19 protein-coding genes are annotated in these 22,627 nt (G+C 51.1%); 8 read left to right on the top strand and 11 right to left on the bottom strand.

Annotated elements, in window-relative coordinates; genetic code table 11:
• Position 1 precedes the first annotated feature (1 nt).
• The 11 genes from mraY to leuO form a co-directional block, all read right to left on the bottom strand.
• Positions 2-1,084 carry a phospho-N-acetylmuramoyl-pentapeptide-transferase gene (mraY, locus tag K0335_RS10620; RefSeq protein WP_000964122.1) on the bottom strand — a complete coding sequence of 361 codons (1,083 nt, stop codon included), beginning with the start codon at positions 1,082-1,084 and terminating at the stop codon, positions 2-4.
• Positions 1,078-2,436 carry a UDP-N-acetylmuramoyl-tripeptide--D-alanyl-D-alanine ligase gene (gene murF / locus K0335_RS10625; RefSeq protein ID WP_104919971.1) on the bottom strand — a complete coding sequence of 453 codons (1,359 nt, stop codon included), beginning with the start codon at positions 2,434-2,436 and terminating at the stop codon, positions 1,078-1,080. The genes mraY and murF overlap by 7 nt, the downstream gene beginning before the upstream one ends.
• Positions 2,433-3,920, bottom strand: a complete 1,488-nt coding sequence (gene murE, locus K0335_RS10630) for a UDP-N-acetylmuramoyl-L-alanyl-D-glutamate--2,6-diaminopimelate ligase (RefSeq protein ID WP_104919970.1) — start codon at positions 3,918-3,920, stop codon at positions 2,433-2,435. The genes murF and murE overlap by 4 nt, the downstream gene beginning before the upstream one ends.
• A complete protein-coding gene (gene ftsI, locus K0335_RS10635; RefSeq protein ID WP_000642222.1) occupies positions 3,907-5,673 on the bottom strand; it encodes a peptidoglycan glycosyltransferase FtsI in 1,767 nt (588 codons plus the stop codon). Before ftsI ends, murE begins: the two co-directional genes overlap by 14 nt.
• Before the next feature lie 15 nt (positions 5,674-5,688).
• Entirely contained in the window at positions 5,689-6,054 is a 366-nt protein-coding gene (ftsL, locus tag K0335_RS10640; protein WP_063121445.1) for a cell division protein FtsL, read from the bottom strand.
• Complete coding sequence (gene rsmH, locus K0335_RS10645) at positions 6,051-6,992, bottom strand: 16S rRNA (cytosine(1402)-N(4))-methyltransferase RsmH (protein WP_000970479.1); 942 nt, start codon at positions 6,990-6,992, stop codon at positions 6,051-6,053. Before rsmH ends, ftsL begins: the two co-directional genes overlap by 4 nt.
• A gap of 1 nt (position 6,993) precedes the next feature.
• Positions 6,994-7,452, bottom strand: a complete 459-nt coding sequence (gene mraZ, locus K0335_RS10650) for a division/cell wall cluster transcriptional repressor MraZ (protein ID WP_000488287.1) — start codon at positions 7,450-7,452, stop codon at positions 6,994-6,996.
• Positions 7,453-8,045: 593 nt separating this feature from the next.
• Positions 8,046-9,050, bottom strand: a complete 1,005-nt coding sequence (gene cra / locus K0335_RS10655; protein WP_000762414.1) for a catabolite repressor/activator — start codon at positions 9,048-9,050, stop codon at positions 8,046-8,048.
• Between the two features lie 180 nt (positions 9,051-9,230).
• Positions 9,231-9,722 (bottom strand): acetolactate synthase small subunit, encoded by a 492-nt coding sequence (gene ilvN / locus K0335_RS10660; RefSeq protein WP_001353460.1) that lies wholly within the window; start codon positions 9,720-9,722, stop codon positions 9,231-9,233.
• Positions 9,723-9,724: 2 nt separating this feature from the next.
• Positions 9,725-11,449 carry an acetolactate synthase 3 large subunit gene (ilvI, locus tag K0335_RS10665; RefSeq protein WP_000425680.1) on the bottom strand — a complete coding sequence of 575 codons (1,725 nt, stop codon included), beginning with the start codon at positions 11,447-11,449 and terminating at the stop codon, positions 9,725-9,727.
• Positions 11,450-11,765: 316 nt separating this feature from the next.
• Entirely contained in the window at positions 11,766-12,710 is a 945-nt protein-coding gene (gene leuO, locus K0335_RS10670) for a transcriptional regulator LeuO (RefSeq protein WP_001115404.1), read from the bottom strand.
• Between the two features lie 657 nt (positions 12,711-13,367).
• Between leuO and leuL the strand changes: the two genes are divergently transcribed.
• From leuL to K0335_RS10710, 8 genes are all read left to right on the top strand, one after another.
• Positions 13,368-13,454, top strand: coding sequence for a leu operon leader peptide (gene leuL / locus K0335_RS10675; RefSeq protein WP_012599863.1), 87 nt, complete (start codon positions 13,368-13,370; stop codon positions 13,452-13,454).
• 89 nt (positions 13,455-13,543) lie between these two features.
• The gene (leuA, locus tag K0335_RS10680; protein WP_000082807.1) at positions 13,544-15,115 is read left to right on the top strand and encodes a 2-isopropylmalate synthase; all 1,572 of its coding nucleotides are present in this window, start codon (positions 13,544-13,546) and stop codon (positions 15,113-15,115) included.
• Entirely contained in the window at positions 15,115-16,206 is a 1,092-nt protein-coding gene (gene leuB / locus K0335_RS10685) for a 3-isopropylmalate dehydrogenase (RefSeq protein WP_219393815.1), read from the top strand. The genes leuA and leuB overlap by 1 nt, the downstream gene beginning before the upstream one ends.
• A 2-nt stretch (positions 16,207-16,208) precedes the next feature.
• Positions 16,209-17,609 carry a 3-isopropylmalate dehydratase large subunit gene (leuC, locus tag K0335_RS10690; RefSeq protein WP_104919967.1) on the top strand — a complete coding sequence of 467 codons (1,401 nt, stop codon included), beginning with the start codon at positions 16,209-16,211 and terminating at the stop codon, positions 17,607-17,609.
• A gap of 10 nt (positions 17,610-17,619) precedes the next feature.
• The gene (gene leuD, locus K0335_RS10695) at positions 17,620-18,225 is read left to right on the top strand and encodes a 3-isopropylmalate dehydratase small subunit (RefSeq protein WP_104919966.1); all 606 of its coding nucleotides are present in this window, start codon (positions 17,620-17,622) and stop codon (positions 18,223-18,225) included.
• Positions 18,226-18,490: 265 nt separating this feature from the next.
• Complete coding sequence (locus K0335_RS10700) at positions 18,491-20,503, top strand: FAD-dependent oxidoreductase (protein ID WP_219393816.1); 2,013 nt, start codon at positions 18,491-18,493, stop codon at positions 20,501-20,503.
• An 18-nt stretch (positions 20,504-20,521) separates the two neighbouring features.
• A complete protein-coding gene (locus K0335_RS10705) occupies positions 20,522-21,385 on the top strand; it encodes a shikimate dehydrogenase (protein ID WP_046076773.1) in 864 nt (287 codons plus the stop codon).
• Between the two features lie 10 nt (positions 21,386-21,395).
• Entirely contained in the window at positions 21,396-22,607 is a 1,212-nt protein-coding gene (locus K0335_RS10710) for an MFS transporter (RefSeq protein WP_000792607.1), read from the top strand.
• The last annotated feature ends 20 nt before the right edge of the window (positions 22,608-22,627 follow it).

Below are 22,627 nucleotides of genomic sequence, written 5' to 3' on the forward strand. Positions count from 1 at the left end.
ATTAACGTACCTTCAGCGTTGCCAGACCAATCAGGACCAGCATCAGCGAAATAATCCAGAAACGCACAATGACGCGCGGTTCCGGCCAACCTTTCAGTTCATAGTGGTGGTGAATCGGCGCCATGCGGAAAATACGTTGTCCGCGCAGTTTAAAGGAGCCGACCTGCAAAATAACCGACAGGGTTTCAACCACAAAAACACCGCCCATAATCACCAGCAGGAATTCCTGACGCAGCAGTACGGCGATAATGCCCAGCGCGCCACCTAACGCCAGCGAACCGACATCGCCCATAAAGACTTGCGCCGGATAGGTGTTAAACCACAGGAATCCCAGCCCTGCCCCGACTATCGCGGTACAGACAATGACCAGTTCCCCGGCGTGTCGCAGATACGGTATGTGTAAATAGCTGGCAAAGTTCATATTGCCGGTCGCCCACGCCACCAGCGCAAAACCACCGGCGACAAATACGGTCGGCATAATTGCCAGACCGTCGAGACCATCGGTCAGGTTTACCGCGTTGCCAGTACCCACAATGACGAAGTAAGCCAGCAGAATGTAGAACAGTCCCAGTTGCGGCATCACATCTTTAAAGAACGGGACCACCAGTTGCGTTGCGGGCGTATCTTTGCCGGCAAGGTACAAAGCGAAAGCAACACCCAGCGCAATGACCGACATCCAGAAATACTTCCAACGAGCGATCAACCCTTTGGTGTCTTTACGCACCACTTTGCGATAGTCATCAACAAAGCCAATGATGCCGTAACCTACCAGCACCACCAGTACGCACCAGACGTACGGATTGGATGGATAAGCCCACAGCAGCACGGAGATCACAATCGCTGTCAGGATCATAATCCCGCCCATGGTCGGCGTACCGCGCTTGCTGAAGTGTGATTCAGGACCGTCGTTACGCACTACCTGACCAAAGGAAAGTTTTTGCAAATGAGCAATCATGCGCGGGCCCATCCACAATGAGATGAACAGCGCAGTCAGCAGGCTGACGATGGCGCGAAACGTCAGATAGGAAAAGACGTTAAAGCCGGAATAATATTTGACCAAATGTTCGGCCAGCCAAACTAACATGTCCCATTCTCCTGTAAAGCGCGTACTACCTCTTCCATGGCAGCACTACGTGAACCCTTAACTAAAATCGTAATTACCTGTTGCTCAGCAATCAGTGATTTAAGACGCGCGATAAGCGCAGTTTTATCGGAAAAATGTTCGCCAACGCCGCTGGCGGTGCTGATAGCATGGCTTTGTTTACCCACACTTAACACGCGGTCAATACCCGCCGCCTTCGCCGCTTCGCCCACCTGTACATGGCAGGCCTCGCTTTCAGCGCCCAGTTCCGCCATATCGCCCACCACCAGCACACGGTAGCCCGGCATTTCAGCCAGTACCTGAACAGCGGCGGTCATGGAGCCGACGTTAGCGTTGTAGGAGTCGTCGAGCAGCAACTGATTTTCCGCCAGTTGAATGGGGAACAGACGGCCAGGAACAGCTTTCAGATTTGCCAGCCCCGCTTTAATAGCATCAAGCGTTGCGCCCACGGACATGGAGAGCGCAGCGGCTGCCAGCGCATTCGCAATATTGTGACGCCCCGGCAACGGCAGCAGAACATCGACGCTACCCGTTGGGGTTTGCAGCGTAAATTCCGTACCGTGCGAGGTCACGTGGATATTGGTGGCGGTGAAATCGCTGTTGTTAGCATTCGGTGAGAAGCGCCACACTTTGCGTGAGCCAATCACACTCTGCCAGTTCAGCCAGTCGTTGTTGTCGGCATTCATAATGGCGATACCGTTTTCCGGCAGGCCGCTAAAGATTTCACCTTTCGCTTTCGCGACACCCGCAAGCGAGCCAAAACCTTCCAGATGCGCCGCTGCCAGGTTGTTGACCAGCGCCGCTTCCGGGCGAGTAAGGCTAACAGTCCAGGCAATTTCACCCTGATGGTTTGCACCAAGCTCAATAACTGCGTAATCGTACTCTGGCGTTAAGCGCAACAGCGTCATCGGTACACCGATGTCGTTGTTGAGATTGCCTGCCGTATAAAGCGTGTTGCCACACTGGCTTAAAATCGCCGCCGTCATCTCTTTAACGGAGGTTTTGCCGGAGGAACCGGTCAGAGCAACCACGCGCGCCGGAACTTGCTGGCGAACCCATGCAGCCAGTTCACCAAACGCCAGACGAGTATCCTTGACGATTAACTGCGGCAGATAGATATCCAGCGGACGGCTAACCAGTAGTGCACCCGCACCGCCAGCTTTCGCCTGGTCAGCAAAATCATGGGCATCGAAACGTTCGCCTTTCAGGGCAACAAACAGGCAACCCGGCGTCAGTTTTCGTGTGTCAGTGGTTACAGCATCAAGGGTGATATCTGCCCCTTTTAGTTCACCGTTGAGAATATCGGTAAGTTGGCTAAGGGTTACGCTAATCATGCAATTACCCCCAGCAGACGCGCTACCGTGACGCGATCGGAATAGTCGAGACGCTGATTGCCAACAATCTGGTAATCTTCATGGCCTTTGCCCGCGACCAGTACCACATCGTTCTCTTTAGCCTGCATAACGGCGCAAGTCACCGCTTCAGCGCGGCCTTCCATCACTTTGGCATGTCCGGCATCTAACATTCCCGCCAGAATATCGTTGATGATGGCACGCGGCTCTTCGGTACGCGGGTTATCGTCCGTCACCACCGCCACGTCAGCAAACTCTTCAGCAATTGCTCCCATCAGTGGACGCTTACCTTTATCGCGATCGCCACCACAGCCAAAGACGCACCACAGCTTGCCTGCACAGTGAAGACGTGCAGCCTGCAAGGCTTTTTCCAATGCATCCGGCGTATGCGCGTAATCCACCACCACCGTCGGTTTGCCCGGTGCAGTGAACACTTCCATACGTCCGCAAACCGGTTGCAGACGCGCGGCGGTTTTTAACAGATCAGCCAGCGGGTAGCCAAGTGCCAGCAGCGTCGCCAGCGCGAGCAGCAGGTTGCTGACATTAAAAGCGCCCATCAGATGGCTTTCAATTTCGCCATCACCCCAGCTTGAGCTAAAGCGAATAGTCGCACCGCTGTCGTGATAGTTCACGTCGGACGCTTTCAACCAGCGTCCGTGACAGTTCGGATTGATATGATCTTCCATTGATACCGCAACCGCGTCCGGCAGTTTTGCCAGCCAGCGGCGGCCCACTTCATCGTCGGCGTTAATAATCGCCTGACCGCAATGATGCTCAGAATAAAGCAGCCATTTCGCCGCTTCGTAGTGTTCCATATCACCATGGTAATCAAGGTGATCGCGACTCAAGTTGGTAAAGACTGACGCCGCAAATTTTAATGCCGCCACACGGTGCTGTACCAGCCCGTGGGAGGAAACTTCCATTGCGCAAAAAGTCGCGCCCTGATCCACCAGCCCCGCCAGCTCATGCTGAACGTCGACTGCCGAACCGGTGGTATTTTCTGTTGGGATCACTTTTCCCAGCAGGCCATTACCAACAGTACCCATTACCGCGCTTGTTTCGCCAAGCAGTTGGCTCCACTGCGCCAGAAGCTGAGTAGTCGTAGTTTTGCCGTTGGTGCCCGTTACGCCCACGAGACGTAAATTGTCAGAGGGTTCATGGTAAAAGCGGCCCGCCAGTGCAGATAAACGCTCATTGAGCTGGCTGAGATAGATGACCGGTACGCCGTGCATTTCACGGATTTCACCGTCGGTCGCCTCATCTTTCGCCTCTGCAATAATGGCAGCCACACCTTGCGCTATCGCCTGCGGGATATATCGACGCCCGTCCGCCTGATGACCTACTACAGCTACAAAGAGATCGCCCGCCGCAGCCACACGGCTGTCGAGTGTCATCTCTCGTAGTGCTCGCGAAGGTGCGTCTGGCACCCACGGAGCAAGAAGGTCGCGCAAATTACGATCTGCCACCTGTCCCCTCGCCTTGATTAATCACAAATTCATTTTTATCGCCCGTTGTCAGCGCATCCGGCTCGATGTTCATGGTACGCAATACGCCGCCCATGATGGCACCAAAGACCGGCGCGGAAACGGCGCCGCCGTAGTATTTACCCGCCTGCGGATCGTTGATAACAACAACCAGCGCGAAGCGCGGCTGACTCGCAGGCGCAACGCCTGCGGTATAAGCAATATATTTATTGATGTAGCGACCGTCCGGCCCGACCTTTTTCGCAGTACCGGTTTTAATGGCGATACGATAGCCTTTAATCGCCGCCTTCACGCCGCCGCCACCCGGTAGCGCCACGCTTTCCATCATATGCACCACGGTGCGAACAATGGACTCCGGGAAGACACGTTCACCGGGAACCGGGGGATCAACTTTGGTAATCGACAGCGGGCGATAAATGCCATAGCTGCCGATAGTTGCGTAGACTCGCGCTAACTGTAACGGTGTTACCATTAGCCCATAGCCGAAAGAGAAGGTGGCCCTCTCTATGTCAGACCACCGTTGTTTTTGAGGATATAAGCCACTGCGTTCTCCGACCAACCCCAAATTGGTCGCTTTTCCCAGTCCAAAACGTGAGTAAGTATCTACTAACGCTGAGGACGGCATCGCTAACGCCAGTTTGGAAACACCGACGTTACTCGACTTCTGTAATACCCCGGTCAGGGTTAATTCGCTGTAGCGTGCCACGTCTTTGATTTCGTGGCCGTTAATTCGATAAGGAACGGTATTCAGTACCGAGTTTTCTCGCACCACGCCACGTTGCAACGCGGTCATCACCACCATCGGTTTGACCGTTGAGCCAGGTTCAAACACGTCGGTGATGGTACGGTTACGCATCGCCTCTTTCGGCGTGCCACTCAGATTGTTTGGGTTGTATGACGGGCTGTTAGCCATCGCCAGCACTTCACCGGTGTTGACATCCACCAGCACGGCACTACCGGATTCAGCCTTGTTAAAGGCCACCGCGTTATTCAGTTCGCGATAAACCAGCGCCTGCAGGCGTTCATCAATACTCAGCGCCAGGTTGTGTGCCGCCTGACTGTCGGTGGAAGAGATATCTTCAATTACGCGACCATAGCGGTCTTTACGCACAATGCGCTCGCCAGGCTGCCCGGTAAGCCATTTATCGAAACTCTTCTCGACGCCCTCAATCCCCTGACTATCGACGTTAGTAAAGCCGATGAGGTGAGCGGTCACTTCGCCAGACGGATAGTAACGGCGAGATTCTTCACGTAGATGAATCCCCGGCAGCTTCAGTTTTTTGATGTACTCAGCCATGTCAGGGTTAACCTGACGCGCCAGATAGATAAAGCGCCCTTTCGGGTTGGCATTAATGCGGGCGGAAAGTTGATCCAGCGGAATATTGAGCGCGTTAGCCAGCGCCTTCCAGCGGTCACCGACGCTGATGCCGCCAGCTTCATGCACTTCTTTCGGGTCGGCCCAGATCGCTTTTACTGGCACACTCACTGCTAACGGGCGACCAGAACGATCGGTAATCATGCCGCGGGAGGTGGATACTTGCTGAACGCGAAGAGAGCGCATGTCGCCCTCTTTCACCAGCATATCCGGGGAGATTACCTGCAACCAGGCAACGCGCCCCAGCAGGAAAGCCAGTGCCAATAAAATACAGCCGCATAACAACGCAAAACGCCAACTGATAAAGTTGGCATGTTCTTCCTGACGTTTTGGTTTCTGCGTTTTCGCCGCTGCTTTCATGCGTCGCGTTTATCCTTATTTTTGCACTACGATATTTTCTTGTGACGGATCAACATGCTGCATTTGCAGCTTCTCCGTGGCGATCCTTTCTACCCGGCTATGGTCGCCGAGCGCATTCTCTTCAAGGATCAGGTTGCGCCATTCAATGTCTAAAGCGTCTCGCTCCAGCACCAGTTGTTCGCGCTGAGCGGTTAGTAAACGGGTATGGTGCGCCGTGGTTACCACGGTCACCGCCGTCAAAATAATGCAAATGAACAGGCAGAGTGGCAGCTTCCCAAATCGCAAAAGATCGTCACAGATAACACCAGGCAATGCATGGCGCTCGTGGCTTCCCATCGATCCTTTAACTTTGCTTAGAGCTTCTGTCACTCTGCTGATCATGCGTTCGTCCTCTCTGCAATACGCAGAACTGAACTACGGGCACGAGGGTTCTCAGCCACCTCTTCTTCGCCCGGCATCAACTTGCCTAGTGCTCGCAGCTGACGTCCACCCAGTTTTTTGAGCTGCTCTTCAGTCATCGGTAACCCTGCCGGAACTTGCGGGCCGCGGCTGTTTTCACGCATAAAGCGCTTCACAATGCGGTCTTCCAGCGAGTGGAAGCTGATGATTGAAAGCCGCCCCCCCGGGGCCAGCACGTTGAGCGAGCTTTTTAGCGCCTGCTCTATCTCCTCCAGTTCACTGTTTACCCAAATGCGCACCGCCTGGAAGGTACGGGTCGCGGGATGTTTGAATTTGTCTTTCACCGGCGTTGCGGCAGCCACGACTTCCGCCAGTTCTTTAGTGCGGGTCATCGGCTGTTCGCGGTTACGCTCGACAATGGCGCGGGCAATGCGTTTGGCAAAACGCTCTTCACCGTAGGTTTTCAATACCCAGGCGATATCAGCTTCTTCTGCGGTTTGTAGCCATTCAGCGGCTGATTGCCCACGGGTTGGGTCCATACGCATGTCCAGCGGACCATCGCGCATAAAGGAAAAGCCACGTTCAGCATCATCAAGTTGCGGTGAAGATACGCCAAGATCGAGGAGAATACCGTCGATCTTGCCGATAAGATCGCGCTCGGCAACGTATTCGCCCAGCGCGGAGAAAGGTCCGTGGATGATGGAGAAGCGCGGATCATCAATAGTCTTCGCAACGGCGATAGCCTGCGGGTCGCGATCAATTGCCAACAAACGCCCCTCTTCGCCAAGCTGCGAGAGGATCAGACGTGAGTGACCACCGCGACCAAAAGTTCCATCAATGTAGATACCGTCAGGACGGATATTGAGGCCATTTACGGCTTCGTCCAGCAGTACCGTGGTATGTTTATAGTTTTCCATCATTTTATAGAGACAAGTCCTGCAGTCGTTCCGATAAGTTTTCGGTAATAGACTGTTCAGCGTCGATATCTTCCCTGACCTGTTGATGCCAGGTCGTTTCATCCCACAGCTCGAACTTATTGAACTGCCCGACCAGCATCACTTCTTTTGTCAGCCCGGCATGTTGCCGCAACACAGGAGCGATCAATAGTCGACCTGCGTTATCCAACTGGCACTCACTGGCATGCCCCAACAGAAGGCGCTGAACACGGCGCTCAACGGGGTTCATGCTCGAAAGACGCGATAATTTGTGCTCGATAATTTCCCATTCAGGAAGGGGGTAAAGCAGCAGGCACGGGTGATGAATGTCAATGGTACATACCATTTGACCGGCAGCGTTCCCGAGCAGTTCTTCCCGATAACGGGTAGGCACCGATAAGCGCCCTTTACTGTCGAGATTGACTAACGTTGCTCCCCGGAACATGCCAGTCTCCCCCCGATTACCACTTTATCCCACAAATTCCCACTAAAAGGAGTTTACGGAGCGGAGGAAAAGCTTGTCAAGCCAGGAACATTCCTTACCGAAGCAAAAAACCCAATGTTTACGACTAATATCTGCATTGTTTAAAAATCGCCCAACGAACGAAGCAAATTAACGTCATGAATAGTTGCAAGAAAAAATCCCACTCATCATTACCGTTTTAAAAACGACTCCAATTTCTTTAATGAAAATATAAAGTGTCAGTTTGCGACGCGGGCGGCATTTTAAGACAATATGCATAAGGATAACAGTCCTTGTTTACCGCCAGGCACGGGGCACGGCAAGGGGTTGGGTAAGGGGAGACAGAAAAGTGTTTGTTAATTCGGCAATTGCTCTCTCGCCTGTAACAAAGCAATACAATGGTAACTATTCGTTACGTGTCAATTACCAAAACCAGGGCAATTAATAAGAAAGAGAGATTAATTACGAAGAGTTAATGCCAAAGCTCAGGAATAATCTTAATTATGGTAAGGAAATAAGATTTTATCCCGAAAAGCGCCAGAGTTTTTTCTCCGGCGCCAATTTTCATAAAACGCTTAGCTGCGGCTCAATACTCCACGGCGATAGAGATTACGCTTAATGCGCGTTAAACCAGGTTTAGGTTTACGTGGTTCATCAAGGCTCGCCAGCACGATTTCAAGGACACGTTCGGCAACATCACGATGACGCTGCGCCACCGCCAGTACCGGGCATTGCAGGAAATCCAGCAGTTCGTTATCACCAAAAGTAGCAATAGCCAGATCGGAAGGTAACTTACCGTCACGACGCAGTGTGACATCCATTACCCCTTGCAACAAAGCAAACGAGGTGGTGAATAATGCTTGTGGCATTGGGTGCGTTTCCAGCCATTTCTCAAACAGCTGTCCGGCAGCTTCACGCTCATAACTGTTGGCGTAGAGGAAATGGACTTCACGCGGATCATCTTTCCACGCAGTACGAAACCCTTGCTCACGCAGGAAGCTGACAGAAAGCTCCGGCAGCGCACCAAGATAAAGCACGGTTTCTGCGGGGAATTTACGTAGCTCCTCCGCCAGCATTTCGGCATCGTCCTGATCCGCACCAACCACACTGGTAAAATGCTCACGATCAAGAGCGCGGTCCAGCGCAACAATCGGGAAGGTGTCGTTAGCCCAACGTTGATAGAACGGATGCTCCGGTGGCAACGAAGTGGAAACAATAATGGCATCTACCTGACGCTGTAAAAGATGCTCGATACAGCGCATTTCGTTGTCTGGTTGATCTTCTGAGCAGGCAATCAGCAGTTGATAACCCCGTTGGCGTGCCTGGCGCTCCAGGTAATTTGCTATACGGGTATAGCTCGTGTTTTCCAGATCAGGGATTACCAGCCCGATCGATCGTGTGCGTCCAGCACGAAGCCCAGCTGCCACGGCGTTCGGGTGGTAATTGTGCTCACGCACCACAGCCATGACTTTTTCAACGGTTTTGTCGCTCACACGGTATTGCTTCGCTTTGCCGTTAATAACATAGCTTGCAGTGGTCCGCGACACTCCCGCCAGCCGAGCGATTTCATCCAGTTTCACAATTGCCCCTTGCGTATAATGTAAAAACCATATCCATTGTACTGGTATGGGTTAAATTCATTAACATCTAAGCGCAGAAAATTAACTGCGGCAACCGCTTTTATTCTGTGTTTCCACTGATTTCGCAAAAAAAAGCCCAACACGAGATATTGGGCCTCAATTTATGGTTTCAGATCATTCTCAACGCATTATTTTTTCACCGCGCGAAAGTCCGACCACGCCAGAGCGAGCAACTTCCACAATTTTCGCCACATCGCGAATCGATGCTAAAAATGCATCAAGCTTATCGCTGGTGCCTGCCAGTTGGACGGTGTAAAGCGATGGCGTGACATCGATGATTTGCCCTCGAAATATTTCCGTATTGCGCTTCACTTCGTCACGTCCGTAGCCGCTGGCCTGAATTTTCACCAGCATGATTTCCCGCTCAACGTGCGCCCCCTGCCCCAGCTCGCTCACGCGCAATACATCGACCAGTTTGTGTAATTGCTTTTCGATCTGCTCAAGCACTTTTTCATCGCCCACGGTCTGGATGGTCATACGCGATAATGTCGGATCGTCAGTTGGCGCAACTGTCAGGCTTTCAATGTTGTAGCCACGCTGGGAAAAAAGGCCAATCACGCGGGATAACGCGCCTGATTCGTTTTCGAGTAAGACTGATAATATCCGGCGCATAATCAGGTTCTCTCCGTTTTGCTTAACCACATTTCATCCATTCCGCCCCCGCGAATCTGCATCGGGTAGACGTGCTCACTGCCATCGACGGTGACATCAACAAACACCAGGCGATTATTGCGCACCTGTTCCAGCGCCTCGCTAAGTTTGCTTTCCAGCTCTTGCGGATGAGAAATCTGAATCCCGACATGCCCATAGGCTTCCGCCAGACGGACGAAATCGGGTAGCGATTGCATATAAGATTGTGAATGACGGCCGGAATAGATCATGTCCTGCCACTGCTTCACCATCCCCAGATAGCGATTATTGAGATTCACCACCAGTACGGGCAGCTCGTATTGCAAGGCGGTAGACAGTTCCTGAATGTTCATCTGAATACTGCCGTCGCCAGTGACGCAAACCACGGTTTCTTCTGGCAACGCCATTTTGACGCCCAGTGCCGCAGGTAAACCAAACCCCATCGTGCCGAGACCGCCAGAGTTGATCCAGCGACGCGGTTTGTCGAATGGATAATAAAGCGCAGCAAACATCTGGTGCTGCCCGACATCGGACGTCACGTAAGCGTCCCCCTTCGTCAACCGCCAAAGAGTCTCGATCACCGCCTGTGGTTTAATCTTTTCACTGTGAGTGTCATATTTCAGGCACTGACGAGCGCGCCACTGTTCAATCTGCTGCCACCAGTCGCGGATCTCATCCAGCGGTTGATGGGCGGATTCTTGCGACAGGAGTTCAAGCATTTGTTCGAGGACCTGGCGAGCATCCCCCACAATCGGGATATCAGCAGTCACGGTTTTAGAAATTGAAGTTGGATCAATATCGATATGCAGAACAGTGGCATTTGGGCAGTACTTTGCCAGATTGTTCGTCGTTCGGTCATCAAAACGTACCCCGACGGCGAAAATCACATCCGCGTTATGCATCGTCATATTGGCTTCGTAGGTGCCGTGCATTCCCAGCATGCCCAGAGCCTGACGATGCGTTGCCGGAAACGCCCCCAGCCCCATCAATGAGGAAACAACGGGCAGATTTAACGCCTCCACCGTTTCTTTCAGCTGCTGATGGCAGCCCGCCGTGATTGCCCCACCGCCTACGTAGACAACCGGTTTTTTTGCCGCAACCAGCGTTTGCAGAGCGCGCTTAATTTGCCCTTTATGCCCAGTGGTTGTGGGATTGTAAGAACGCATACTGACTGCTTCCGGCCAGGCATACGGTAATTTTTTTGCCGGATTCAGGATATCTTTTGGTAGATCGACCACCACAGGTCCTGGACGACCACTTGCCGCCAGCCAGAAGGCTTTTTTCAACACCTGAGGAATATCTTCTGTCTGTTTGACCAGAAAACTGTGCTTCACCACCGGGCGGGAAATCCCCACCATGTCACACTCCTGAAAGGCATCGTAACCAATCAATGACGTCGCCACTTGACCGGAAAGAACCACCAGTGGAATCGAATCCATATACGCTGTAGCGATCCCCGTGATGGCGTTAGTCGCCCCTGGGCCTGATGTCACCAGCACGACGCCCACTTCCCCCGTCGCACGTGCCTGGCCATCAGCCATATGCACCGCCGCCTGTTCATGGCGAACGAGAACATGCTCAATACCGCCTACGGTATGTAATGCATCATAAATATCGAGGACTGCGCCCCCGGGATAGCCGAATACTTGCTTTACGCCCTGATCGATAAGCGATCGGACGACCATCTCGGCTCCAGACAACATCTCCATGGCTTGCCTCACTGTTAAACGAACAATAAATTCCAAAATACATTAACTGCTCGTTTTGACTCAGGCAATTAGGGGAAAATCCCATATCGATGTAAAGAAAAGTATAATCAGAATGAAAGTCGGAAATAACTGGAGAATAACTCTGACTATAAGGCTGGGAATAATAAATAATCTCTTAAAAATAGATAGTTACAGCGATTACTCTATTTTTCACTTTCTGTTGAGAAAGCCCCATCAGCAATACAGCATAAAATTTCATATTTTTTTAAAAAAGCAGAATAAACCAGACCATTCGATCTGGTTTATTGCGATAAGATTAATGGCGGCAGACGGAGACCAATAACTCTTCCATCCATTGATGGCCTTTGTCACGTCCGGCAGCTTCATGCCACGAAAGATAACATGTTCTACTATTCAGTTTTAAAGGCAGTGGAAGCACTTGTAATTCCAGTGATTCAGCAAACTCCTCGGCTAACCATCGCGGCGCAATGGAAACCAGATGGGTTTGCGAAACCACATTCAACACACTGATCAATGCCATTCCCTGATAAGCAATACAGCCCTGTTTTTCAGTCGTGTCATACCAGGGTTGACTGAACGAAGCAAAACGCTCCAGAGATACAACCGCGTGCTGCAATTGATAAACATCGTTTTCCAACAGCGGGCCATTAATCGTCGGATGTTTCTTGCTGGCAACCAGCACCATTTCATCATTAAATAACGGTACGCTGGAAAACTCAGGACGGCGGAATTCTTCATAACCAATAACAAATTCGATTTCCTGATAACGCAATTGGTGTTCAGTGTTTTGATTAAGAGAAGATTTAAAAACAACGTGAATATTTGGGGCAATATCATTGATGCGATTATAAACCAATGAGGTCAGCAGATTGTCCAGCGGACTGCAAACACAAAGATTAAATATCCGTTCGCTACTGGCTGGTTCGAAACCAGACCCGGGCAATTCATTCTGCACTAATTGCAAAGCCTGTCTTACCGAACCAAACAACTGATACGCACGAGCAGTCGGTTGGATCCCCCGACCATACCGGACAAACAACTCATCATTAAACATCACTTTCAGGCGCGCCACGGCGTTACTCACCGCAGGCTGTGACATCCCCAGAGTTTGTGCGGCACGTGTGATATTTTGCTCTTGCATCACCGCATCAAAAACGGTTAACAGATTCAGATCGACCATGCGAAGCTGTGGTCTGCCTATCTCAGAAAGACTTGGCTGATCAAATTTTACCTCTGGCATATTAAACTCCACTGTCACGCTTAGCTCCCTTTTCTTGCCGGAATGCTGAGAAATAATCTCGGAAAATATGATTTACCATGCATATAAAATAAGAAAAAGGGCAAACACGAAAATTAGGAAAACATAAAGGTATGGGCTTAGATAAAGAAAAAACCCACGCCAGTGCTGGTTGATCCCTATCACAATTGTCCAAATCATAAAGTTTGAATTACGTATTTGATCTAATCATAAGCCATGCAAATAAACAATCATGCACCGGGTGAATGATAATTAGTGGTTTAATTAAATGTTTATAGTACTTTTCTGTTAATGGTTAACATTAATTTATCATTAATTAACAATTAATGACACTGAAGTGATTCAGCAAACCGATAAATACAACGAAATCAGGGCCCTGAATTATTCACTTACGTTATCTATCTCTGTGTCTTTTTAGTGAGAAAATGCGAAGAAATATTCTTAGATATGTCAAATAATAAAAACTGGCCATCTGACCTATGTATTAATTTTGCATTATGCAAAAATATCAGCACATTTAGCTAAATCAGGTGCTGTATTCGACCTTGAAAACAGCGAGCTTTCTAATGGCTGGGGTTGACATCAGCCTGGCTATCCAGTACCACTAAAAGCATATCGCATTCGCCTGGAGCTGACTTAATGACTCACATCGTTCGTTTTAACGGTCTACTACTACTAAACGCATCTTCTTTGCGCGGTAGACTGGTGAGCGGCATTCAGAATTAAGTCAGCACTCAGTCAAACAAAAAACCCGCGCCATTGCGCGGGTTTTTTTATGCCCGAAGCGAGGCGCTCTAAGAGACAAGGAATAAATGATGAGCCAGCAAGTTATTATTTTCGATACCACATTGCGCGACGGTGAACAGGCGTTACAGGCAAGCCTGAGTGCGAAAGAAAAACTGCAAATTGCGCTGGCCCTTGAGCGTATGGGTGTTGACGTGATGGAAGTCGGTTTCCCCGTCTCTTCGCCGGGCGATTTTGAATCGGTGCAGACAATCGCCCGCCAGGTCAAAAACAGCCGCGTATGTGCGTTAGCTCGCTGCGTGGAAAAGGATATCGACGTGGCAGCTGAATCTCTGAAAGTTGCCGAAGCCTTCCGTATCCATACCTTTATTGCCACTTCACCAATGCACATTGCCACCAAGCTGCGTAGCACGCTGGACGAAGTGATCGAACGCGCTATCTATATGGTGAAACGCGCACGTAATTACACCGATGATGTTGAATTTTCTTGCGAAGACGCCGGGCGTACACCCATTGCCGATCTGGCGCGCGTGGTTGAAGCGGCGATTAACGCCGGTGCCACCACCATCAACATTCCTGACACCGTGGGCTACACCATGCCGTTTGAGTTCGCCGGAATCATCAGCGGCCTGTATGAACGCGTGCCTAACATCGACAAAGCCATTATCTCCGTACATACCCACGACGATTTAGGCCTGGCAGTTGGCAACTCACTGGCGGCGGTACATGCCGGAGCACGCCAGGTGGAAGGTGCAATGAATGGGATCGGCGAGCGAGCCGGTAACTGTTCGCTGGAAGAAGTAATCATGGCGATCAAAGTTCGTAAGGATATTCTCAACGTTCATACCGCCATTAATCACCAGGAAATATGGCGCACCAGCCAGTTAGTTAGCCAGATTTGTAATATGCCGATCCCGGCAAACAAAGCCATTGTTGGCAGCGGCGCATTCGCACACTCCTCCGGTATCCACCAGGATGGCGTGCTGAAAAACCGCGAAAACTACGAAATCATGACACCAGAATCTATTGGTCTGAACCAAATCCAGCTGAATCTGACCTCTCGTTCGGGACGTGCGGCAGTAAAACACCGCATGGATGAGATGGGGTATAAAGAAAGTGAATATAATTTAGACAATTTGTACGATGCCTTCCTGAAGCTGGCGGACAAAAAAGGTCAGGTGTTTGATTACGATCTGGAGGCGCTGGCCTTCATCGGTAAGCAGCAAGAAGAGCCGGAGCATTTCCGTCTGGATTACTTCAGCGTGCAGTCTGGTTCTAACGATATTGCCACTGCCGCCGTCAAACTGGCCTGTGGCGAGGAAGTTAAAGCGGAAGCTGCCAACGGTAATGGTCCGGTTGATGCCGTCTATCAGGCGATTAATCGCATCACTGACTATAACGTCGAACTGGTGAAATACAGCCTGACGGCCAAAGGTCACGGTAAAGATGCGCTGGGTCAGGTGGATATTGTCGCCAACTACAACGGTCGCCGCTTCCACGGCGTCGGCCTGGCCACCGATATTGTCGAGTCCTCCGCCAAAGCCATGGTGCACGTACTGAACAATATCTGGCGCGCCGCAGAAGTCGAAAAAGAGTTGCAACGCAAAGCTCAACACAACGAAAACAACAAGGAAACCGTGTGATGTCGAAGAATTACCATATTGCCGTTTTACCCGGAGATGGGATCGGGCCGGAAGTGATGATCCAGGCACTGAAAGTGCTGGATGCCGTGCGTAACCGCTTTGCGATGCGTATCACCACCAGCCATTACGATGTAGGCGGCGCAGCCATTGATAACCACGGGCAGCCGCTGCCGCCTGCGACGGTTGAAGGTTGTGAGCAAGCCGATGCCGTGCTGTTTGGCTCGGTGGGCGGCCCGAAATGGGAACATTTGCCGCCAGACCAGCAACCAGAACGCGGCGCGCTGTTGCCTTTGCGTAAGCACTTCAAATTATTCAGCAACCTGCGTCCGGCAAAACTGTATCAGGGGCTGGAAGCATTCTGTCCGCTGCGTGCTGACATTGCCGCTAACGACTTCGACATCCTGTGTGTGCGCGAACTGACCGGCGGCATCTATTTCGGTCAACCAAAAGGCCGCGAAGGTAGTGGACAATATGAAAAAGCGTTTGATACCGAGGTGTATCACCGTTTTGAGATCGAGCGCATTGCCCGTATCGCGTTTGAATCTGCCCGCAAGCGCCGTCGAAAAGTCACCTCAATCGACAAAGCCAATGTGCTGCAATCCTCTATTTTATGGCGGGAGATTGTTAACGAGATCGCCACGGAATATCCGGACATCGAACTGGCGCATATGTACATCGACAACGCCACCATGCAGTTGATTAAAGATCCATCACAGTTTGACGTTCTGCTGTGCTCCAACTTGTTTGGCGACATTCTGTCTGATGAGTGTGCGATGATCACAGGCTCCATGGGCATGTTGCCTTCCGCCAGCCTGAACGAGCAAGGTTTTGGTCTGTATGAACCGGCGGGCGGCTCGGCACCCGATATCGCAGGCAAAAACATCGCCAACCCGATTGCACAAATTCTGTCGCTGGCGCTGCTGCTGCGTTACAGCCTGGATGCCGATGATGCGGCTTCCGCCATTGAACGCGCCATTAACCGCGCGTTAGAAGAAGGTATTCGCACCGGGGATTTAGCCCGTGGCGCTGCCGCCGTTAGTACCGATGAAATGGGCGATATCATTGCCCGCTATGTGGCAGAAGGGGTGTAATCATGGCTAAGACGTTATACGAAAAATTATTCGACGCTCACGTAGTGTATGAAGCCGAAAATGAAACCCCGCTGTTATATATCGACCGCCATCTGGTGCATGAAGTGACCTCACCGCAGGCGTTCGATGGTCTGCGCGCCCACGGTCGCCCGGTACGTCAGCCGGGCAAAACCTTCGCCACCATGGATCACAACGTCTCGACTCAGACTAAAGACATTAATGCCTGCGGTGAAATGGCGCGCATCCAGATGCAGGAACTGATCAAAAACTGCAAAGAGTTTGGCGTCGAACTGTATGACCTGAATCACCCGTATCAGGGGATCGTCCACGTAATGGGGCCGGAACAGGGCGTCACCTTACCAGGAATGACCATTGTCTGCGGCGACTCACATACCGCCACCCACGGCGCGTTTGGCGCACTGGCCTTTGGTATCGGCACTTCTGAAGTTGAACACGTACTGGCAACGCAAACCCTGAAACAGGGCCGTGCGAAGACTATGAAAATTGAAGTCCAGGGCAAAGCTGCGCCGGGCATTACCGCGAAAGATATCGTGCTGGCGATCATCGGTAAAACCGGCAGCGCAGGCGGCACCGGACATGTGGTGGAGTTTTGCGGCGAAGCAATCCGTGATTTAAGCATGGAAGGTCGCATGACCCTGTGCAATATGGCAATCGAAATGGGCGCGAAAGCCGGTCTGGTTGCACCGGACGAAACCACCTTTAACTATGTCAAAGGCCGTCTGCATGCGCCGAAAGGCAAAGATTTCGACGACGCCGTTGCCTACTGGAAAACTCTGCAAACCGACGAAGGCGCAACTTTCGATACCGTTGTCACTCTGCAAGCAGAAGAGATCGCCCCGCAGGTAACATGGGGAACTAATCCCGGTCAGGTGATTTCCGTGAGCGATAACATTCCCGATCCGGCTTCGTTTGCCGATCCGGTTGAACGCGCGTCGGCAGAAAAAGCGCTGGCCTATATGGGGCTGAAACCGGGTATTCCGCTGACCGAAGTGGCTATCGACAAAGTGTTTATCGGTTCCTGCACCAACTCGCGCATTGAAGATTTACGCGCAGCGGCAGAAATCGCCAAAGGGCGGAAAGTCGCACCTGGCGTACAGGCGCTAGTAGTTCCCGGCTCTGGTCCGGTAAAAGCCCAGGCAGAAGCGGAAGGTCTGGACAAAATCTTTATTGAAGCCGGTTTTGAATGGCGCTTGCCCGGTTGCTCAATGTGTCTGGCGATGAATAACGACCGCCTGAATCCGGGCGAGCGTTGTGCCTCCACCAGCAACCGTAACTTTGAAGGCCGCCAGGGGCGCGGCGGGCGCACGCATCTGGTCAGCCCGGCAATGGCTGCAGCCGCTGCTGTGACCGGACATTTCGCCGACATTCGCAACATTAAATAAGGAGCACACCATGGCAGAGAAATTTATCAAACACACAGGCCTGGTGGTTCCGCTGGATGCCGCCAATGTCGATACTGACGCAATCATCCCGAAACAGTTTTTGCAGAAAGTGACGCGTACAGGTTTTGGCGCGCATCTGTTTAATGACTGGCGTTTTCTGGATGAAAAAGGCCAACAGCCAAACCCGGACTTCGTACTGAACTTCCCGCAATATCAGGGCGCTTCCATTTTGCTGGCACGAGAAAACTTCGGCTGCGGTTCCTCGCGTGAGCACGCGCCGTGGGCATTGACAGACTACGGTTTTAAAGTGGTGATTGCGCCGAGTTTTGCTGACATCTTCTACGGCAATAGCTTTAACAACCAGCTGCTGCCGGTGAAATTAAGTGATGCAGAAGTAGATGAGTTGTTTGCGCTGGTGAAAGCTAATCCGGGGATTCATTTCGACGTAGACCTGGAAGCGCAAGAGGTGAAAGCGGGAGAGAAAACTTATCGCTTTACCATTGATGCCTTCCGCCGCCACTGCATGATGAATGGCCTGGACAGCATCGGCCTGACCCTGCAGCACGACGGCGCTATTGCGTCTTATGAAGCAAAACAACCTGCGTTTATGAATTAATCCCCTTGCCCGGTCGTATGACCGGGCCTTTCCCCGCGTTTATGTATCCTGGCGTACGAATAAGTAAACAAATCACGCAACTCTTTAAATTATTCAAAACTCACCGTGAATATTTAGTTAATCCCATAGAATTTTCCTATAACTCCCGACAAAAAAAAGCATTATTTTTCTGGCAACCGCCTCGTTATCTTGCCTGCAGTGAAATATTAACTTTGGACCCACTGCAGGCGTATGTCTGTCCCTGGGCATCCAGTGGAGAGATGACATGAGCCACTACCCCCATCTGTTTAGCCCGCTGACCATCAACGGAATGACCATCAAAAACCGGATAATCATGCCGCCAATGGGCACTAATCTGGCGAGTCTGAACGGTGAAGTATCGCAAGAGCAGCTTGATTACTATGAACTTCGTGCGCGTGGTGGCACGGGCCTGATTACCATTGAGAATATCTGCATCGATTTCCCTTTTGCCTCCAACGGCACCACGCAATTACGTATCGATAACGATCAATATATCCCCGGTCTGTTTAAACTTACCGAAACCCTGCACCGCCACGGCGCGTGTGTCGCCATACAATTAAATCACGCTGGTGCTTCCGCTTATGCCTATCGTCTGAATGGTGAAACGCCGCTCTCCTCCTCCAGTACGCCATCGAAGAAAAACGGCAACACGCCGCGCCCGATGACTCATGAGGAGATCTATCACGCAATAGATAAATTTGGTGAAGCCGCTGAACGTGTGCGTCGCGCTAATTTTGATTGTGTGGAGATCCACGGTGGTCACTCCTATTTAATCAGCCAGTTTTTATCGCCGCTCTTTAATAAACGTGACGATGAATTTGGTGGCAGCCTGGAAAACCGAGCCCGCTTTTTAACCCTGGTGGTTGATAAAGTACGCGCCAGCGTAGGCCCAAGCTTCCCTGTCAGCTTACGTATCAGTGCCGATGATTTCCTCGCAGGTGGCAACACGCTGGAGGACTCACTGCGTATTCTTGAACTCTGTCAGGATAAAGTGGATATCATCAACGTATCGGCAGCGCAAAATGACAGCCTGAATCTGCAAATCGACCAGATGTCACTGGAAGATGGCTGGAAGCGCTACCTTTCTCGTGCCGTGCGTGACAAATTCCATAAACCTACCGTTATCGCGGGTAATATTCGTTCTCCCAAAGTGGCTGAAGATATTGTGGCCAGCGGTGATGCAGACCTTATCGCCATTGGTCGTGGGCTGATTGCTGAACCGGAGTGGGTACAAAAAGTACAAAGTGGCAATGAACGGCTGATGCGTAAATGCATCTCCTGCAATATCGGTTGTGCCGATCACCGTATTGCCCGCTCGCGCCCTCTGCGTTGTTCTATTAACCCGGATATTATCCATGGCGACGCCTACAAGCTGCGTAACGTTACTCGTACTACCAACGTGGTTGTTATTGGCGGCGGTACGGCGGGAATGGAAGCCGCCTGTACAGCAGCTGAAGTCGGTTGCATGACCTGGCTTCTGGAAGAGAAAACACACCTCGGTGGTCTTTCCTGCGAAATATCCCGTCTGCCGGAAAAAACACGTATTGCTGACTTTCCACTGTTTATGAAAAACCGCCTCGCGTCACTCAACAACCTGATGTTACAGGTCGGTAAACGTGCGGATGTCACCAGTGTGGCCGCATTGCATCCTGACTTAATTGTTAACGCCACCGGTTCGGTTCCTCTGTTACCGCCTATCGACAGTTTACAGGAACACATTGATCTCGCAGACGGTAACGTATTTTCCATTACCGGCATGATCAACAATCTCGACCGATTTACGAAGACGCAAGGCAAGCGTATCGCCGTTGTTGGCGGCGGTGCTGTAGGTCTGGACGTGGTCGAATATTTTGCTACCCGTGGCGCGAACGTAACACTTATTGAGATGCTGGACGCCCCGGCACGTGACCTCGATATCATCACCAAAAACGCCATGTTAAATCTGCTGGAAGAACATCGCGTAGAGCAGCATATGCAAACACAGCTAATGGCTGTTTCCGCTGATCATTTCACCGTTAAAAACGCACAAAGCACCTTCGATATCCCCTTTGATTACGGCTTTATCTGTTTAGGGATGCGAGCCAATCGGGCCGGATTTGACGACATCGACCGCTGGGCCAGAGAAAACAACATCAAAATGATGAATATAGGCGATAGTGTAATGGCGCGCCGGATTATTGATGGTGTGCGGGAAGGCCGCAGCGTACTGGATACCCTGGAAGATATGGGTGCCCTGGGAAAAGAATTTCATTTCTAACAACTTGAGGACGTTATCATGGCAGAACGTATTACCGGGCATACTGAACTGATTGGGCTTATTGCGACACCTATTCGTCATAGCATGTCTCCAACAATGCACAATGAAGCCTTTGCACATCTGGGGCTGGACTATGTTTACCTTGCTTTTGAAGTCGATAACCAGGAACTGAAAGATGTTGTTCAGGGATTCCGGGCCCTGAAACTGCGCGGCTTTAATGTCTCAATGCCAAATAAAACCGAGATTTGTCAGTATCTGGACAACCTCTCTCCGGCTGCGCAACTGGTTGGTGCGGTCAACACTGTCGTTAACGATGACGGCATATTAACTGGCCACATCACCGATGGCACGGGCTATATGCGTGCGCTGAAAGAAGCCAATATTGATGTTATCGGCAAAAAAATGACTGTCCTGGGTGCAGGAGGAGCTGCCACCGCAATTTGCGTACAGGCAGCACTGGACGGCGTGAAAGAAATTTCTATCTTCAACAAACGGGATAAATTTTTCCCGAATGCCGAGCAAACTGTGGCGAAGATCCGCAACGACACCGACTGCGAGATCCATCTGTTTGACCTCGACGATCATGACAAGTTGCGTGCAGAGATCGACAGCAGTGTGCTGCTCACCAATGCCACTGGCGTAGGTATGAAGCCGTTCGAAGGGCAAATGTTGCTGCCCGATGCCAGTTTCCTGCGCCCGGATCTGATCGTCTCTGATGTGGTGTACAACCCACGCAAAACCCATCTGTTGGAAGTCGCAGAGAACAGCGGTTGTCGCACTATTAACGGCCTGGGAATGATGCTCTGGCAAGGTGCTGCAGCTTTTGAAATCTGGACGGGTAAAGAAATGCCCGTTGATTATATTAAAAGCATTCTGTTCTAAGGTCGGCGTAATGAAAAATAAATACGTCCCAACTGCGGCGGGGCTTTATCTCAACTATATGCTTCACGGCATGGGGGTGCTGTTAATCACCCTCAACATGGCGCATTTGCAGCAACAATGGAGCACCGATGCCGCAGGTGTTTCTATTGTGATCTCCTCGCTGGGGATTGGTAAGCTGGCAACACTATTAACCGGCTTCCTCTCTGATCGCTTTGGTCGTAAGCCGTTTATTTATCTCGGCATTCTCAGTTATCTGCTGTTTTTAGTCGGGATTTTGCTGACCAAAAATATCTATGCCGCCTATGTCTTCGGTATTCTGGCGGGCCTGGCGAACAGTTTCCTCGATTCCGGTACTTATCCGGCGTTAATGGAATCTTTCCCTAATTCTGCCAGTCGTGCGAATGTGCTGATCAAAGCATTTGTTTCTGCCGGGCAGTTCCTGTTGCCGTTTATTATCAGCTTCCTGATTTGGGCAAACTTGTGGTTTGGCTGGTCATTCCTCATCGCAGCCGGGCTATTTGTGATTAGCGGCATCTATCTGGTGAAAATGCCCTTCCCGGATCATCGGGCAAAAAAAGAAACTGTCGCAAAAACCGCAACAGTTACTGCACCTCAGACAAACGCCAATACCATGGATATGCTGATCTTTACTTTATATGGCTATATCGGCATGGCGACTTTTTATCTGGTCAGCCAGTGGTTAGCGCAGTATGGCCAGTTTGTTGCCGGGATCCCATACGCTTCTGCCATTAAATTGCTGAGCATTTATACCGTAGGATCACTGACCTGCGTGTTCGTCACTGCGGCGTTTGTCAAAGATGTGATGAGTTCAGCTATCGCAATGATCATCTACACTACTTTGTCGATGGTGGCGTTGTTGATCGTCTGCCTGTTCCCGACGCCGATGGTTGTCACCGGATTCGCCTTTGTCATTGGTTTTGCGGCAGCCGGTGGTGTCCTGCAACTTGGTGCCACGATCATGGCGATGAGCTTACCAAACGGTAAAGGCAAAGCGACGGGGATCTTTTACACTGCGGGTAGTCTTGCCAGTTTCACGATCCCATTGATCACGGCGAAACTGTCAAAAATTAGCATTGCCAGCATCATGTGGTTCGATCTCTTAATCGCCGTCATCGGCTTTGTGATAGCCCTTTATATCGGTTATCGTCAATTTCAGGCACGTGCCGCGCAAAAAACAGCCCGCGTTCCGGCTGCCGCCTGAAGATTTACTGACAAAAAATG

The sequence above is a fragment of the Escherichia sp. GZ89 genome, from assembly GCF_019366485.1.
Taxonomy (GTDB): domain Bacteria; phylum Pseudomonadota; class Gammaproteobacteria; order Enterobacterales; family Enterobacteriaceae; genus Escherichia; species Escherichia fergusonii.